The sequence below is a fragment of the Mesorhizobium sp. WSM1293 genome, from assembly GCF_000513875.1.
Classification (GTDB): domain Bacteria; phylum Pseudomonadota; class Alphaproteobacteria; order Rhizobiales; family Rhizobiaceae; genus Mesorhizobium; species Mesorhizobium ciceri.
This window is the reverse complement of record NZ_KI911319.1, coordinates 186148-202314: the sequence shown is the minus strand read 5'-3', so window position 1 is coordinate 202314 and position 16167 is coordinate 186148. Positions and strand designations below refer to the sequence as shown.

Annotated in this window: 13 protein-coding genes; 5 read left to right on the top strand and 8 right to left on the bottom strand. The window is 64.3% G+C overall.

The window, feature by feature from the left end:
- Nucleotides 1–82: 82 nt before the first annotated feature.
- Both M729_RS0131245 and M729_RS0131240 read left to right on the top strand, forming a co-directional pair.
- Nucleotides 83–1420, top strand: a complete 1338-nt coding sequence (locus tag M729_RS0131245) for an aromatic ring-hydroxylating dioxygenase subunit alpha (RefSeq protein ID WP_198032154.1) — start codon at nt 83–85, stop codon at nt 1418–1420.
- 84 nt (nt 1421–1504) lie between these two features.
- Nucleotides 1505–3151 (top strand): acetolactate synthase large subunit, encoded by a 1647-nt coding sequence (locus M729_RS0131240; protein WP_027163909.1) that lies wholly within the window; start codon nt 1505–1507, stop codon nt 3149–3151.
- Nucleotides 3152–3199: 48 nt separating this feature from the next.
- Here M729_RS0131240 and M729_RS0131235 read toward each other — a convergent pair whose 3' ends face one another.
- The 8 genes from M729_RS0131235 to M729_RS01000000136275 all read right to left on the bottom strand — a co-directional run bounded on the left by M729_RS0131235 (nt 3200) and on the right by M729_RS01000000136275 (nt 12292).
- The gene (locus M729_RS0131235; RefSeq protein ID WP_245267671.1) at nt 3200–4348 is read right to left on the bottom strand and encodes a substrate-binding protein; all 1149 of its coding nucleotides are present in this window, start codon (nt 4346–4348) and stop codon (nt 3200–3202) included.
- Nucleotides 4349–4451: 103 nt separating this feature from the next.
- Entirely contained in the window at nt 4452–5153 is a 702-nt protein-coding gene (locus tag M729_RS0131230; RefSeq protein WP_027163907.1) for an ABC transporter ATP-binding protein, read from the bottom strand.
- Nucleotides 5154–5155: 2 nt separating this feature from the next.
- Nucleotides 5156–5860 carry an ATP-binding cassette domain-containing protein gene (locus tag M729_RS0131225; RefSeq protein WP_027163906.1) on the bottom strand — a complete coding sequence of 235 codons (705 nt, stop codon included), beginning with the start codon at nt 5858–5860 and terminating at the stop codon, nt 5156–5158.
- A complete protein-coding gene (locus tag M729_RS0131220) occupies nt 5857–6843 on the bottom strand; it encodes a branched-chain amino acid ABC transporter permease (RefSeq protein WP_027163905.1) in 987 nt (328 codons plus the stop codon). Before M729_RS0131220 ends, M729_RS0131225 begins: the two co-directional genes overlap by 4 nt.
- Nucleotides 6840–7697 carry an urea ABC transporter permease subunit UrtB gene (gene urtB / locus M729_RS0131215; RefSeq protein ID WP_013532993.1) on the bottom strand — a complete coding sequence of 286 codons (858 nt, stop codon included), beginning with the start codon at nt 7695–7697 and terminating at the stop codon, nt 6840–6842. Before urtB ends, M729_RS0131220 begins: the two co-directional genes overlap by 4 nt.
- A gap of 4 nt (nt 7698–7701) precedes the next feature.
- On the bottom strand, nt 7702–8823 hold the full coding sequence (locus tag M729_RS0131210; protein WP_013532992.1) for a class II histone deacetylase: 1122 nt from the start codon (nt 8821–8823) through the stop codon (nt 7702–7704).
- Nucleotides 8824–8906: 83 nt separating this feature from the next.
- The gene (locus tag M729_RS0131205) at nt 8907–11633 is read right to left on the bottom strand and encodes a LuxR C-terminal-related transcriptional regulator (protein WP_027163904.1); all 2727 of its coding nucleotides are present in this window, start codon (nt 11631–11633) and stop codon (nt 8907–8909) included.
- Complete coding sequence (locus M729_RS01000000136275; protein WP_224673970.1) at nt 11630–12292, bottom strand: GNAT family N-acetyltransferase; 663 nt, start codon at nt 12290–12292, stop codon at nt 11630–11632. Before M729_RS01000000136275 ends, M729_RS0131205 begins: the two co-directional genes overlap by 4 nt.
- A 203-nt stretch (nt 12293–12495) precedes the next feature.
- On the opposite strand from M729_RS01000000136275, the gene M729_RS0131190 reads away from it, so the two are divergent.
- The 3 genes from M729_RS0131190 to M729_RS0131180 are packed head-to-tail and all read left to right on the top strand — an operon-like array spanning nt 12496 to nt 16157.
- A complete protein-coding gene (locus tag M729_RS0131190) occupies nt 12496–13791 on the top strand; it encodes an ArgE/DapE family deacylase (protein WP_027163903.1) in 1296 nt (431 codons plus the stop codon).
- On the top strand, nt 13788–14846 hold the full coding sequence (locus M729_RS0131185; protein ID WP_027163902.1) for a phosphotransferase: 1059 nt from the start codon (nt 13788–13790) through the stop codon (nt 14844–14846). The genes M729_RS0131190 and M729_RS0131185 overlap by 4 nt, the downstream gene beginning before the upstream one ends.
- Nucleotides 14847–16157: an aspartate aminotransferase family protein gene (locus M729_RS0131180; RefSeq protein WP_027163901.1), complete on the top strand. Its 1311-nt coding sequence runs from the start codon at nt 14847–14849 to the stop codon at nt 16155–16157.
- The last annotated feature ends 10 nt before the right edge of the window (nt 16158–16167 follow it).

Genomic DNA, 16167 nt, shown 5'->3' with positions numbered 1-16167 from the left:
TCTGTATTTGCCGCAAGCCTTTCCGCATCGCACACTCTATCGAAACGTCATTCGAACGCCAGCGAGCAGAAAGGTGTTTGCCGTGCAGGCCTACACATCGAACAGCCAGCCTATCGACAGAAGCGAGACCGTCAGGCTGATCGACCGGCAACGTCCGGACTGGTCGCTGGAACAGGCCTTCTACGCGGACCCTGCCATCTTCGCGCTGGAACGGGATTTGTGGTTTCCGCGCCAATGGATGCTTGTCGCCCATGCCAGCGAGGTCCCAGAAAAGGGCCGCTACATCGTGCGCCAGCTTTTCGACGAGGAGATCATCGTCGTGCGCTTCGGCGATGGCGAGGAGGACATCGCGGCCTACTACAATATCTGCACCCATCGCGGCTCGCGGCTCTGCGCCAAGGATGGTCGCGGCAAGCTTCTGGTCTGCCCCTACCATGCCTGGTCGTTCAGGCTGACCGGCGAGTTGCAGTCACGGCAGGATCTACCGGAAAGCGTCGATCCGGAAGCGCTGGGACTGCACCGCGTGCCCTGCAAGCATTTCGGCGGCCTCGTGTTCTGCGGCCTCGATGCCAATTCGCTGCCCGACATCCAGCCTGTCGCGGACGGGCTGACCGGCGGCTTGCGCGAAAACGGCCTTGACCGCGCACGCATCGTCGCGCGCAAGAACTATCTCACCAAGGCGAACTGGAAGCTGGTGCTCGAGAACTTCCTCGAATGCTATCACTGCCGGCCGGCTCATCCCGAATATTACCGCGTCAACGGCCATGTCAAAGTGACCGCGACCCGCGACGCCGACAAGGCGGTCGAGTGGCAGAATGAAATCGAAGCCTGGCACAGCGTCATCGGCGATGCCGAGTTCCACAAGGGCGCGTGGCAGGCTGGCGACCTCGATACGATGCCGTTTGCCATGCACCGCAAGCCGATCGGATCCGGCCGCAACACGCTGTCCAATACAGGTGAGGGGGTCTCATGCCTGATGGGCGGCCGTCACGCCTATGATGGTGGCGAAAGCGGCTTCCGCCTCGGACGCCTGTCGTTTGCAAGTGCTGCCAATGATTATGTCACGCTGTTCCAGATGATACCGCGCAGCGCCACGGAAACCGACGTCATTCTGACCTGGCTCGTCGACAAGGACGCCGATGGCGACATCGACGCCGATGCGATCAGCTGGATGTGGGACGTCACCACGGTGCAGGACAAGAAGATCACCGAGGACAATGCCGACGGCATCATGTCGCGCGCCTACCGGCCGGGTCCCTATACGCCGCTGGAAAGCCAGACCTCGTTCTTCGTGCAGACCTATCTGTCAGAACTGCGTTCGCTGATCACCGGCACGCGCGGCGCACCGATCAGCCAATGGTCTGCGCCGAAGGAACTTTTCGCCTCGCCGAAAGCGGCGAGCTGCAACACGCGCCTCTGACCCGCAGCCGAAGATGCCTCTTTGAGGCGTCGCGTTCCGATGCCATATGAAGGTGGCCGACGGAATGTTGCGGGAGAGGTGGTCATGACCAAAGGTTCGGATCTGTTCGTCGCGGCCCTCGAGAACGAAGGGGTCGAGCGGATTTTCGGCATTCCGGGCGAAGAAAATCTCGATATCGTCGAATCCATCCGCCGCTCCTCGATCCAGCTGATCCTGACCCGCCACGAGCAGGCAGCCGCTTTCATGGCCGCCACCTATGGCAGGCTTACCGGCAAGCCGGGTGTGTGCATCACCACGCTTGGCCCGGGCGCGCTCAACCTTTCGACCGGTTCGGCCTATGCGCTGCTCGGCGCGATGCCGATGATCATGATCACCGGCCAGAAAGGCATCCTGTCATCCCGGCAGGCGCGCTTCCAGATCGTCGACATCGTCGCGGCGATGAAGCCGCTGACCAAGCTGTCGCGTCAGATCGTCTCGCCGAAGATGATCCCCTCGTTGGTTCGCGAAGCTTTCCGTGTCGCCCAGGAAGAGCGTCCCGGCCCCGTACATCTTGAATTGCCGGAAGACATTGCGGCGGCCGAGTGTGAACCGGTAGCACTCGTGCCAACGCATCCGGTCGAACTGCCGCTGGCCAGCCCGGGCGCGCTTGATCGCGCCGCCCGTATGATCATGGAAGCCAGGCGTCCGCTGCTGATGTTTGGTGCGGCGGCGTCGCGACCGCGCGTGACTCCCGATGTCGCCCAGTTCGTGCTGCGGACGCAAATTCCCTATTTCACCACGCAGATGGGCAAGGGCACCGTGCCTGGCGGCACGGAGCTCTATATGGGAACGGCAGCCCTTTCGGAGCGCGACTATGTGCACGAGGCCATCGAACAGGCCGATCTGATCATCACCATCGGTCACGACACGGTGGAGAAGCCGCCCTTCATCATGGGGGCGAAGGGGCCGAAGGTCATTCATGTCGGCTACCATTCAGCCGATGTCGAGCAGGTCTATTTCCCGCAAGCCGAAATCGTCGGCGACCTCGGTCCTTCGCTGGCGCTGCTGGCCGACCGCATCGAGGGCAAGATCCCCAATGCACAGGCCTTGTTGCCGCTGCGGGAAGGCATTCTGAGCCGAATCGCCGCGCGCGCCACCGAAGATCGCTTCACACCGCAGCGCATCGTGCACGATGTCCGCGCCGTGATGCCGGCGGATGGGATTCTTGCCCTCGACAACGGCATGTACAAGATCTGGTTCGCGCGCAACTACCGCACCCGCATGGCAAACACGATCCTGCTCGACAATGCGCTGGCCACGATGGGCGCGGGCCTGCCGTCGGCGATGATGGCGGCACTGCTCTATCCGCAGCGCCGTGTCATGGCCATCTGTGGCGATGGCGGCTTCATGATGAACAGCCAGGAACTGGAGACCGCCGTCAGGCTCAAGCTCAACCTCGTCGTTCTGCTGCTCGAAGACCATGCCTATGGCATGATCCGCTGGAAGCAGGCGGTCGACGAATTCCCGGATTTCGGCATGACCTTCGGCAATCCCGATTTCGTCAGATATGCCGAGGCCTATGGCGCCAGGGGGACCAGGGTTACGGAGATCGCCGACTTGCGGCCGGCGCTGGAACAGGCCTTCACCGGCGGCGGCGTGCACCTCGTCGTCGTGCCCATCGACTATTCCGAAAACACCAGGGTGCTCGTCGACGAATTGCGCGAGCGGCTGCCTGCGCCGCAAGCGAGCTGACGGCGGCAAAGCCGCCGTCAGGATTGCCTGGAGCCGTTGCCGGAGGTCCTACAGCTTGCAGTAAGGCGTGACCGGCGCGATGGTCCCGAAATCCTTGGCGATTTCATAGCTGATGCCGTCTGCGGCCGCCTTGCCGACATAGGAATGGCAGAGCGTGTGGTTGTTGCTGGCATCGACCCGGATCTTGCCTTGCGGCGCGTCGAACTCGATCGTCGGCAGCGCCTTGAGCACATCATCGTCCTTCAGCGATCCGGCCTTCTCGGCGGCCAGGGCGTAGAGATGCAGGCCGTTGTAGCCGGCCTCGCCGATGCCGTTGACCATCTTCTCCTTGCCGAACTTTGCGCGGAAGCTCGCGATGAACTTCTTGTTGACCGGATTGTCGAGCGCCATCCAGTAAGGCTGCGGTGCGTAGGTGCCGGCCGCAACGCCGGGCGGCAGCGCGTCCTTGTTGAACACCTCGTCGAGCGGCGCGATCAGCGGCTGCTTGATGTCGAAAGAGCGATACTGCTTGAGCTGCGTGACCGCGTCATTGCCGACCACCATCGACCACACGACGTCGGGCTTCAGCGACTTGATCTTCTGGAATGCAGGGCCGAAATCCGTTGTGCCGAACGGATAATAGTCGGCGCCGATGATCTTGCCGCCGGCCTTCTCATAGGCTGCCGTGATCGCCTCGGTCATCTTCTGCGGCCAGGCATAGTCGGAAGCCATGACATAGATCGTCTTGCCGAGCGTCTCGGCCACCCATGGCATCATCGGGTCGACCTGCTGCATCGGGATCGGGCCGGTGGCGACGAAGTAGCGGTTGCATTCGCCGCCTTCGAAATTGGTCGGGTAGAAGAACAGCTTCTTGGCCTTCGAGGTCACCGACAGCGTCGCACTTCGCTCCGGCGAAATGATCGTGCCCATGACCACGTCGACCTTGTCTTCGTTGATGAGCTTGCGCGCCTTGTCGATGGAACCCTTGGTCGTGGTCTGGTTGTCCTCGATGAACAACTCGACCTGGCGCCCGCCAATGCCGTTGGCGGCGTTGAGCTCGGCTGCGGCGAGCTTGTAGCAATTGAGCAGCGTCTCGCCGAGGATCGCCTGCAGCCCGGTGATCGGAATCGACAGGCCGACCTTGACGGTGTCGGCGGCGCGCAGGATCGACGGCGCACCGACCATGGCGAAAGCGGCCACGGCGCCGCCGGATTTCAAGACAGTTCTTCTGCTTATCATTGTTGTGTTCCCTTCCAGTCCCAGACGCGCCCCATGCACGCCTTACAAGTCAACAAGATCCCAGGCGCGCGTCAGGCGCGCTCTATAGGGCCAACAGATCCTTCAGCAGGCTCTCGTCGGCGAACGCCTCCGGCGCGCCTTCATGGACGATCCTGCCCTTCTCCATCACCAGGCAGCGGTCCGATGCCTTGAGAACGAGATCGAGATTCTGCTCGACCAGCACGATCGCGATGCTGCGTTCGCGCGCGATGCGCGGCACCAGCTCGGCGATCGACTGCACGATGTTCGGCTGTATGCCTTCCGAAGGCTCGTCGAGCAGCAGCACCGACGGCAGGCCGCAGAGCGCGCGGCCGATCGCCAGCATCTGCTGCTGGCCGCCCGAAAGCGTGCCGGCGACCTGCGCTTCGCGCTCGCGCAGGATCGGAAAATAGCCGAAGATGTCGACCGGAATGCCGCCGTCGCCACGGTCCTTGGCAGCGCGGGTGCCGACCTCCAGGTTTTGCCGCACCGTCAGCTGGTTGAAGATCCCGCGCCCCTGCGGCACATGCGCGATGCCTGCCCGCGCGCGGCGGAAAGCTGGCGCGTTCGTGAGGTCCTTATCACCGAGAACCACGGCGCCACCGCTCGCCCGCAAGCCGCCGGCGATGACGCGCAGCAGCGTCGTCTTGCCGACGCCGTTACGGCCGAGCAGGCCGATGACTTCGCCCGGCGCGACACTGAGGTCGATGCCGTTCAGCACCGGGAGCGGGCCGTAGCCGGCCGACACCGCCATTGTCCGCAGCATGATCAGCGCCTCCCCAGATAGACGTCGCGGACCATCTCGTCGGTCTCGACGTCGTGGAAAGGACCGCTGCGCAGGCGGCGTCCCTGATGCAGCACCAGCGTCTCGCAGTTCAGCGCCCGTACGAAGCGGATATCGTGTTCGACAGCGACGATCGAGAACTCGCCCTTTAGGCGCAGCAGCATATCGGCCGTCGCCAGCGTCTCCTGCGGCGTCATGCCGGCGGTGGGTTCGTCGAGCAAAAGCAACCGCGGCTCGATTGCCAGCGCCATGCCGATCTCCAGCCATTGCTTCTGGCCATGCGCGAGTTCGCCGGCCGGTGTGGCGGCGCGATTGCTCAGCGCGACCAATTCCAGCAATTCGCCAACCGGGCGCACAGGCGAGGGCGCCCCCCAGCGGGCGACCTTCACATTGTCTTCCACCGAGAGGCTCGGGAAGACGGACGGGATCTGGAACTTGCGCGCGATGCCGAGCCGGGCGATGCGATGCAGCGGCAGGCCGGCTATGTCGTGGCCGAGGAAGCGCACGCTGCCGCTGGTCGGGCGCAGCGTACCGGTCAACACATTGAGGAAGGTGCTTTTGCCGGCGCCGTTCGGGCCGATGATGCAGCAGAGTTCCTTGTCGCGTACAGTGAGGTTCAGGGCCTCCAGCGCCTGCAGCCCGCCAAAGCGGATGCCGACATTTTCGGCCTGGAGCAGGATGTCGCTCATCGTGCGCGCCTCCCGCCTTTGAACAGGGCTTTCAGTCGCGCGTAGATCGACAGGATGCCGTCCGGCAGGACGAAGACGATGATGACGAAGACACAGCCGAGCAATAGCGGCCACAGGCTCGGGTTGAAACTGCTGATCGTCTGCTGCGCACGCTGGATGAAGATGGCGCCGAGCACCGGCCCCAGCAGCGTGCCGCGCCCGCCGACCGCCACCCAGACGATGACTTCCGTCGACAGAAGCAGTCCGGACAGATCCGGTGCCACCAACCCCGCCATGCAGACATAGAGCGCGCCGGCAAGGCCGGCGATCGCCGCCGACAGGACGAAGGTGACGAGCAGCCGCAACGGCGCATTGTGGCCGAGCGCTGCTGCCCGGACTTCATTGTCCTGTATGGCGGTCAGCACCGTACCCCAGCGGCCACGGCTGATCGACCACAGCGCCAGCACGGTCACCGCGACGATGGCCGAGACGAAGATGTAGCTGGGCAGGTCCTGGCTGAGATCGACGTGCAGCCCGCCGACATCGAAGGCAATCGGCGGAATGCCGATCAGCCCGCTGTCGCCGCCGGTGACCGAGCTCCAGGAGACCGCCGCCTGCTGGCAGATGACGCCCATGGCCAGCGTGACGATGGTGAAATAGCTGCCACGGATGCCGCCGAAGAACAGGAAGTAGCCGATGATGGCGGAGACGAAGGCCGCACCGGCCACCGCACCGATGATGCCAAGCAGGCTGGCGAAGGAGATCGCATCGTTGAGCGTGATCAGCGCCATGATGTAGCCGCCGATGCCGAAAAACGCAGCGTGGCCGAAACACAGGATTCCAGTGCGGCCCCAGAAGAAGTCGAGGCTCGCGGCGAACAGGCCGAAGATCAGCGCGTCGCGGATCACGGTCAGCTGATACCCGCCGACAAAGAACGGATAGATGATCGCGAGCGCCACGCAGGCGGCGAAGATCAGCAGCCAGTTGCGGTCGCGGGCGATCATCGCGACGCTCCGTTGAACAGGCCGTTGGGCCGAAGCCGGACAGCGACGATGGCCGCCAGCAGCACGACCGCCTGCGCCAGCGACGGCGAGATCTGATAATTGAGGATGCTGGTCAGCCCGCCGACGAAGACGCTGCCGGCGACGAGGCCGCCGATCGAGCCGACGCCGCCGACAATGACGACGAAGAAGGCGTTGGCGAGATAGTTCACCCCCATCTGCGGCAGCACGATCGCCAGCGGCGCGACCAGTCCGCCGGCGAGCCCGGCGATGGCCGCGCCGAAGGTGAAGGCGATGGCGTAGGTGCGCCGCGTGTTGATGCCGACGCCCTCGGCCATTTCGCGGTTCTGGATGACGGTGCGGATGTCGAGACCGAAGGACGTGCGGCTGATCAGCAGGATGACGCCGAGCAAGGTCAGCATGGCGATGCCGATCAGGATCAGCCGATAGGCCGGGTAGACGGTGAAGAAGAGGTCGAGCGTGCCCTCGATAGGCGGCGTCACCGGCTTGGCGCCGAGACCGAAGATCAGTTCCAGCCCTTGCTGCAGGATCAGGCTGACGCCCCAGGTGGCAAGCACAGTTGAGACCGGCCTGGAATAGAGATGGCGGATGATGGCGAATTCGAGGATGCAGCCGATCACCGCGCCGGCGATGGGGGCAGCCGCCAGCCCTAGCCAGAACGAGCCACCCATGCTCTGGACGAAATAGACCGCGAAGGCGCCGACGGTGACGAACTCGCCATGTGCCAAATTGGTCACGTTCATCAGGCCGAAGCTAATCGCCAGCCCGAGCCCGACCAGCATCAGGATACTGATCAGCGTCAGCGCATTGAGCAGCGTGGTGATGACAAAATCCATCGCGTCAGGCCGCACTGGCGAGACGTTGGCGCAGGCCGGCGAGCAGGCCTTCGGCGGCATCGATCACCGCGGCCTGATGAAGCTGCAGGTCTTGCCCGGCCCATTCGTCGATATGGTCCGACAAAGGGTCGACCACTTCGGTACGGTGATTGGCTAGCGTCTCGATGACGGCATGGCCGCAGAACGGCACATAGCCCTCGGAGTAGCCGCCTTCATGGGTCATCATCAGGCGCCCTTGCGAGGTCTCGGCGGCCAGCGCAACCATGCGCGCGGCAAGACGCCTGAAGCATTCGCTGTTGAGCATCATGCGGCCGAGTGGATCGAAGCCGGACGCATCGAAGCCGGAGGCGACGATGACGAGGTCCGGCCTGTAGGCGCGCAGTGCCGGCGCGACAACGCGGTCGAAAGTCGCTTCATAAGCACCGGTGCCGCTGCCGGCCGGCAGCGGGATGTTGATGTTGAAGCCCTCGCCGGCATCTTTCCCGTTGTCGGCCAGCGCACCGCGCCCGGTCGGATAGAGATTGTCCTGGTGCACGGAAATGGTCAGAACCGACGGGTCGGAATAGAACACCGTCTCGGTGCCGTTGCCGTGATGCACATCCCAGTCGACTATCGCCGCGCGCCCGAGCAGGCCTTCATGCTGCAGCCGGCGGACAGCGACGCCAATGTTGGAGAACAGGCAGTTGCCCATCGCCTGGTCGGGCTCGGCATGGTGTCCCGGTGGCCGCGCCAGCGCGTAGGCATTGTCGACGCGGCCGGTCAGCACGGCGCGCATCGCGGCATAGGTGGTGCCGGCCGACAGCAGCGCGATGTCAAAACTGTTGAGGCCGATCGGCGCCTGCGGCCCGGCGAAACCGGAGCCGCGTTCGCTGAGCATGCGAATATCGTCGACATGGCGTTGCGTGTGCACGCGCAACAGGTCGTCGACCGAGACCGGCTCGGGGATGATCGGCACCAGATGCCGCGACAGGCCGCTGACCTGGATGAGGTTGTTCAGCCGGCGCTTGGAGCCAGGGGATTCCAGATGCCGGCCGGGTTCCACGAAACGGCCGGGCGGCATCATGTCGGCGCTGGAGCCGGTGTCATGCCACATCAGCTGTTCGTGAAAAACGTAGCCTGTCGCCATCCGCAGCGTCCTCTGAAAACCAAGTGACGCTAGCAGGCTAACGATCAGATCGCCCGACCCGAAAGTGGGGTCGCGCCTCTTATCTATGCCCCTCCTTTCGGAGGGGTATGGGCGCCTGCAGATCCTTGCGCGGCGCGCACCGCCTGCACCCGGTTGGTCACCGCGAGCTTGCCGAAAATGTTCTTCAGATGCCATTTCACCGTGGTCTCGCTCACCGACAACGCCAAGGCGATATCGCGGTTGGACATGCCCTCGGTGAGATAGCGCAGCAGTTCGGCCTCGCGCTGGGTGAGCTGTTCCTTCTCGGCGGCTGGTGCGGTCAGCTTGCGTGTCGCGACAGGCATCGCCTGCGCGGCATCGATGATGCGCGACGCATAGGCTGACAGTGCGGGATCGGTCTTCGCCTGAGCCGCGCGCAGCCGCATCAACCCTTCGACAACAGGCCTTCCCTCGTCGACGAAAGAACGGATGAAGCCGGAGGGTTGGGCGAGACGCAACGCATTGAGGAGATTGCGGTCTGCCTCGCGTTGGTCGTGGGCAGCGCTGGCCGCTTTGGCGCGCAGGATCAGCGCCAATATATGGCGGCGCATGCGCCCGCTGTCTTTCGTGCGCTCGAGCAGCGCGTCGAAAACCCCCGCGGCAGCGGCATAGGATTTCTCGGCCGTCAGCAGGCGGCCCTCGGCAAAGAACTCGAACTCGTTGGCGGTAGTGATGACCACCGAAGCCTCGGTCCCTTCGCCCCGATGCTCGGCCAGCAGCGCACGCGCCTCGGCAATACGGTTCTGGTCGAGCAGCACACGTATGCGGTCATGCACGATCATCGATGCCAGGCGGCGATACACCGTGCCATGTACGCGTTGATAGACGCGCTCAAGCATATCCAGTGCCGCTTCGGTGCGACCGGTCAGCTGCAGCACGCGGGCATAGGTCGGCACGCTGGCCAGGGGATAGACGATGACCGCCGCGCCCTCGATCTGCGGTCCGAGATTCTCGACCAGGGTCAGCGCTTCGCCCGACGCATTGGTCTCATAGGCAAGTTCCGCAAGCAGCGTGCCGGCCAGGGCCTCGGCATAGGAGTTTGCACCGATCCGCGCCCGAGCCTCGATGATCGCGTTGCGCAGCAGCCGCTCGGCGGCGGGCAAGCGGCCCGCCGAACGCTCGATCACGGCCATGTAGCAATTGGCAATGGTGACGCCGAGCAGGCTGCCGCTTCGCTCATGCGCCCGGCGTGCCGCATCGATGGCGGCGCGTGCGCCGTCGAGGTCACCCAGCGCATAGAGGTTGTAGCCGATGACATTGGCGGTCGCGCCCTCCATGAACCAGGCATCGGGCGCGATGACGCGCAGGGCCGCAAGGGCTGTGTCGCGCGCCTGATCGAACTGCTCCAGCGTGCTGTGAACGGCGGCGGCGAGAACCACGAGCTCAGCCTCGATCGTTGTGCCGGTCATCGTGCCTGGGTCGTTGCTGTCGGTCGGTCCGGTCTCGACCAACTTGCGCGCATTGCTCAGCGTCTGTTGGGCAATCTCCGGCTGGCTGCTGTGCACCGCCAACCACAGCACGACCAGCTGCAGCCGAATGCGCTGGTCGATCAGCTTCCTCGGCAGCAGTGCCAGCAGCTGGCGCACGTAGAGAAGCTGGCACTGGGCGATGAGGTCGAGCGCATTGTTCTCCACGAACACCGCCGCGCGGGCCTGGTCGCCGGCGGCCAGCGCGTGCCCGATCGCCTCTGTCAGCATCTTGCGCTCGCCGAACCATTCGGCGGCCGCCAGATGCAGCGGCGCGATCATCTCCGGTTCGCGCCGTTCCATTTCGCGGCTGAGGAAATCGCGGAACAGGTGATGGTAGCGGAACCAGCGCCGCTCTTCGTCGAGCGGCACCAGGAACAGGTTGCGCGTCTCGATCTCGGTGATCGCCGCTTCGGCGTCGGCCGCGCGCATCACCGCCCGGCAGGCCTCGGCGCTGAAGCGTTCGAAGATCGAGCTGTAGAGCAGGAATTTTGCGATCGCCGGCGGCAGTTCCAGGAACACTTCGCCCATCAGGAAGTCGGCGACGTTTCGGTTGGCGCCGGTAAAATTGCCGATGACGGTTTCCGGTGCATGCGCGGCACTCAGTGACAAAGAGGCCAGTTGCAGGCCGGCGGCCCATCCTTCGGTGCGCGAGCACAAGGTCTCCACCGTGCCGCTGCTGACGCTCAGGCCCAGCTTGTCGTTGAAGAAAGCTTCGGCCTCGGATGAGGCGAAACGCAGATCGTCGGGGCCGATTTCGAAAACGTCGCCAAGCACCCGGAGCTTGCCGAGCTGCAGGTCGGGCAGGCTGCGTGAGCCGATGACGAAAGCAACATTTTCCGGCGCCTGCCGGGTCAGGCGCTCCATGAACCGCTTCACCGCCGGCGCCTCGACGGCGTGGTAATCGTCGAAGAACAGGGTGATGTCGGCCTCGCGCGCCGCCAGACCCGCCACAAGTGCCGCGAGCACGACATCGAGCTGCGGGATGGGGCTCGACTGGAAGGCAAGGTCGAGTTCCGCCGGGCTCTGGACCAGATGGCGCAGCGCGCCCACCAGATGCGATAGGAAGGCGCCCTCATCATTGTCCGTCGCCTCGCAGGACAGCCATGCCGTCAGCCTGCCGTGGCGTGCGATTTCCGCAGCCCATTGCGCCATCGTCGTCGATTTGCCGAAGCCGGCGGGCGCGGCGAACAGCACGATGCGCGTGTCGATATGACGCTCCAGCGTCGACAGAATGGTCTCGCGGCGCACCCATCGGCGATGGTGCGGCGACGCTTGGCTGACGGATTGCGGAGCTGTTCTCATCTAGGTCCGCACAGCCTGTAGCTCTCTGGGGGAGAGTCGCCGCAGCCGCTCCACTCCGCTTCGATCAGCGGAATTTGCGGTGCGGCATCGCGCGGCAAGGTTCCCTTGATACGGGGATCGTCGACGATCTCAAATCCGGTAGCGAAGGGCACGAACCCGCAGGCGCTGTAGAATCCGATGACGCTGTGATGATCGAAGCTGCTTGTATGCAGCCAGATGCGGCTCGGGTTGAGACGCCATGCGAGCTCCAGTGCCCCGGCCATCAGCCGTTTGCCGAAACCGCGGCCGGTCAGGGAAGGGAACAGGCCGAAATAGGTGATCTCGATCTCGTTATTGTCGGCGGCGAAGAACTCGACCATGCCGAGATGCGCGCCGGTTTCGTCGTGGCCGTAGTAGAGATGCTGGCGCGGGTCGGCGAAATGCTCGGTGATTTCGGCATCGGACATTTCGGAAACGCGGTCCCACAGCCAGGGTGCGCCGATCTCGAGAAAGATCGCCCGGTAGGAAACGCAATCGGGCGTCGTGATCCGTGTCATGCCCAAGGGGCGCGCGAGATCCGGCTGCGGCGTGCGCGCTTCCATCCAGGTCACCGCATTGGCAAGCTTGCCAGCCGGCAGGCGATGGTAGCCAATGGCGAGATCGGTGATTTCGGCGGGCATCGTGTCTTCTGTGATCAACGCATTCCCTCGTCATGTCTTCCAGAGATAGCAGTATCGGCTTGCTGCATCCGATGCCAACTCTCCAAGACCATGGCAGCATCGAACGGCAAGTCCTGGACTGAAAGTTTGGCGCGCATGCCTCTTGCATTTCACAGGAATGGCATATGAGATATGATACACCATCCAGATGAAAGTAAAATATGATGCCTGAGCGGATTGCGGATGAGGCCATTCTGAGCGCAGTCGATGATGGCTTCGCCCGACAGGTCGCGTTTCTGCAAGACCTCGTGCGCTTTCCCTCCCAACGTGGCGAGGAACACCCCGCGCAGTCGTTTATGGCCGCCGCCTACGAGGCGGATGGCTACGCGGTCGACATGTGGCGCGTCGATGTCGACGTGATTCGCGACCTGCCGGGTTTTTCACCCGTGGCGGTCTCTTACGACGATGCCTTCAACGTCGTTGCTACCCACACGCCGCGAAACGCGACCGGCCGCTCGCTGATCCTCAACGGCCATATCGATGTCGTTCCGACCGGACCGCTCGACCGCTGGGTGCGCGATCCCTACGATCCGGCGATCGAGGATGGCTGGATGCATGGCCGCGGCGCCGGCGACATGAAGGCCGGCCTGTCCGCCTGCCTCTATGCGCTGAGCGCCTTGCGTAGCCTTGGCTATCAGCCGGCCGCGAACGTGTATCTCCAGTCGGTGGTCGAGGAGGAATGCACCGGCAATGGCGCGCTTGCATGCCTGCAGCGCGGCTATCGCGCCGACGCCGCCTTCATTCCCGAACCGCTGGAGCCGCGGCTGATGCGGGCGCAGGTCGGGCCGATCTGGTTCAGGGTCGAGGTCGACGGCGATCCGCAGCATGCGTCGGGTGCATTTTCGGCCGGCGCCAATGCCATCGAAAAGGCCTTCGTCATCATTCAGGCGCTGAAGCAGCTCGAAATCGTCTGGAACGCGCGCAAGGTCGATGACAGGCATTTCCATGATCACCCGCATCCGATCCGCTTCAACCTCGGCAAGATCGAAGGCGGCGAGTGGACATCGAGCGTTCCGGCGCGCTGTGTCTTCGAGATGCGCGTCGCCACCTATCCCGGCCAGAGGCTCGAAGACGCCAGGGCCGAGCTCGAGGCCTGCATTGCCGATGCGGCGCGCGCCGATCCGTTCCTGGCCAACCGACCACCCAAGATGACCTACAATGGCTTCATGGCCGAGGGCTATGTGCTGGAGGGCGCCGACGAGATGGAAGCGGTGCTGCGCCGCAGCCATACCGCCGTGTGGGGCGAGCCGCTGACGGAACACGTCACCTCGGCGACCACCGATGCGCGTTTCTTCGGCCTCTATGCCGACACGCCGGCGATCGTCTACGGCCCGATCTGCCGCATGCCGCATGGCTATGACGAGGCCGTCGATCTCGACTCGGTGCGCAAGGTCACCCAGACGATCGCGCTGTTCATCGCCGACTGGTGTGGCCTCGAACCTATCGAGGCTAAGCCATGAATGCGGCGGTGCCCGATGCGTTCGGCGAAACACTCGCCGAGGACGCACCGGATGTCTCCACGGCCGACGCCCTCGCCATCCTGCGCCGGCACCACGGGCTGACCGGCACCGCGCGTCCGCTGCCTGGCGAACGCGACCACAATTTCCATATTCAGACCGACGGCGAGGGCGAGTTCGTCCTGAAGATCTCCCATCCGGCGGAAGAAGCTGGCTTCACCGATTTCCAGAACAAGGCGCTCGACCACATCCTTGCGGTCGACCCCACCTTGCCGGTTCCCTCGGTGCGCAAAAGCCTCGAGGATGAGGCGCAGTTCGCGGTTAGAGTCGCTGGATCGGCGCCGCGCATCATCCGGCTGGTGACCTATCTGCCCGGTCAGTTGCTGTCGCGCTCGCCGACTTCCGAGGAGCAGGATCGCAATCTCGGCATCTTCCTCGCCCGCCTTGGCAGGGCGCTGCGCGGCTTCTTCCACCCGGCCGCCGGCAGCGACCTGCTCTGGGACATCCGCAAGGTCGCCAAGACACGGCCGATGATGGCGCACATCACTGATCCGACTCGGAGGGCGATGGTCGAGCGCGCGATCGACTCCTTCGAGCAGCATGCAGCGCCGGTCATTCCCACCCTGCGCGCGCAGATCGTCCACAACGACATGAATTCCTACAATGTGGTGATGGATGCTTCGCGGCCGGAGGTCGTCAGCGGCATTCTCGATTTCGGCGACATGATCCATTCGCCGCTGATCTGCGACCTCGCCATCGGCGCCGTCTACCGCTGGCCGGCGGAAGGCCATCCGCTGGCACCGGCGGCGCGCTTTGTCGCAGGTTATCAGTCGCTCCAACCACTGGAGGAGGAAGAGATTGGCATTCTCTTCGATCTGATCCGTGCCCGACTTGCGCTCATCGTCAACATCGCCAGCTGGCAGGCCGAGCGTTTCCCGGCCAAGCGCGACTACGTGCTGCGCCTCGCCACCGAAGTCTGGGCTTCACTCGAACGGTTGAACGGCCTGTCGTCCACCGATGCCCGCCGCTATTTTCTCGACCATTCCAATCCGGAGTAGATGCTCGTGTCCCAGTCCTCGCCATACCCCGCAAATGCCGACGCGGCTGCATCGGAGCGCGCGCTGCTCGAACGCCGCGCCAGGCTGCTCGGGCCGACCTACCGCACCTTCTACCGCAACCCTATTCATCTGGTGCGCGGCAGCGGTGTGTGGCTCTACGATGCCCAGGGCCGCAAGTTCCTCGACGCCTACAACAACGTCGCCTCGGTCGGCCACTGCCATCCGCGCGTCGTCGAGGCACTGTCCGGGCAGGCCGCAACGCTCAACACCCACACACGCTATCTCAGCGAGATCATCCTCGATTACGCGGAAAAGCTTCTCGGCACCGTTCCGGCCCATCTCGGCCACGCGATGTTCACCTGCACCGGCAGCGAGGCGAACGACCTTGCCATCCGCATTGCCCAGCATTCCAGCGGCGGCACCGGGGTGATCATCACCGATTTCGCCTATCACGGCGCCACCATAGCGACGGCGCAACTGTCGCCGGCGGCGGTCGGGGCAAAGGGGGTACCAGCGCACCACCGCACGGTGGCAGCGCCGGACACGTTCCGCGACCATGGCCGGGCCGCGCATGATTTCGCCGGAAATGTCGCCGCTGCCATAGAGGACATGCGAGCAAAAGGCATCAAGCCGGCGGCGCTGCTTCTCGACTCGGCCTTTTCCAGCGACGGCATTTTCTTTCCCGATGCGAAGGTGATGCGCGAGGCAGCCGATCACGTCAAAAAGGCCGGCGGCATCGTCATCGCCGATGAGGTCCAGTCCGGCTTCGGCCGGCTTGGCCAGGGCATGTGGGGCTTCGCAAACTATGGCATCGAGCCTGACATCGTCACGATGGGCAAGCCGATCGGCGATGGGCACCCGATGGGCGCCGTGCTCGTGCGGCCGCAGCTTGTCGCCTCCTTCGGTTCGAACACCGGCTACTTCAACACCTTCGGCGGCAACCCGGTCGCGGCCGCTGTCGGCCTCGCCGTTCTCGATGTCATCGAAGGCGAGGGGCTGATCGAGAATGCGCGCAATGTCGGCGCCTATACGAGTGAACTGCTGCGCGCCCTGCAGGGCCGGCACGGCGCGGTCGCTGATGTCAGGCACAACGGCCTCTATTTCGGCGTCGAGCTGACGGCGGACGGCGACGAGGCTCTGGCCGCCACCAAGACATCGGCGGTCGTCGAAGCCATGCGCGAGGACGGCGTGCTGATCTCGTCCTGCGGTCCGCGCGGCAATGTGCTGAAGATCAGGCCGCCACTGCCCTTTGCCAGGGACAATGCCGAGCAACTGGCCGAGACGCTCGATCGCGCTCTGTCGAACCGGTGATCGGAGCGGC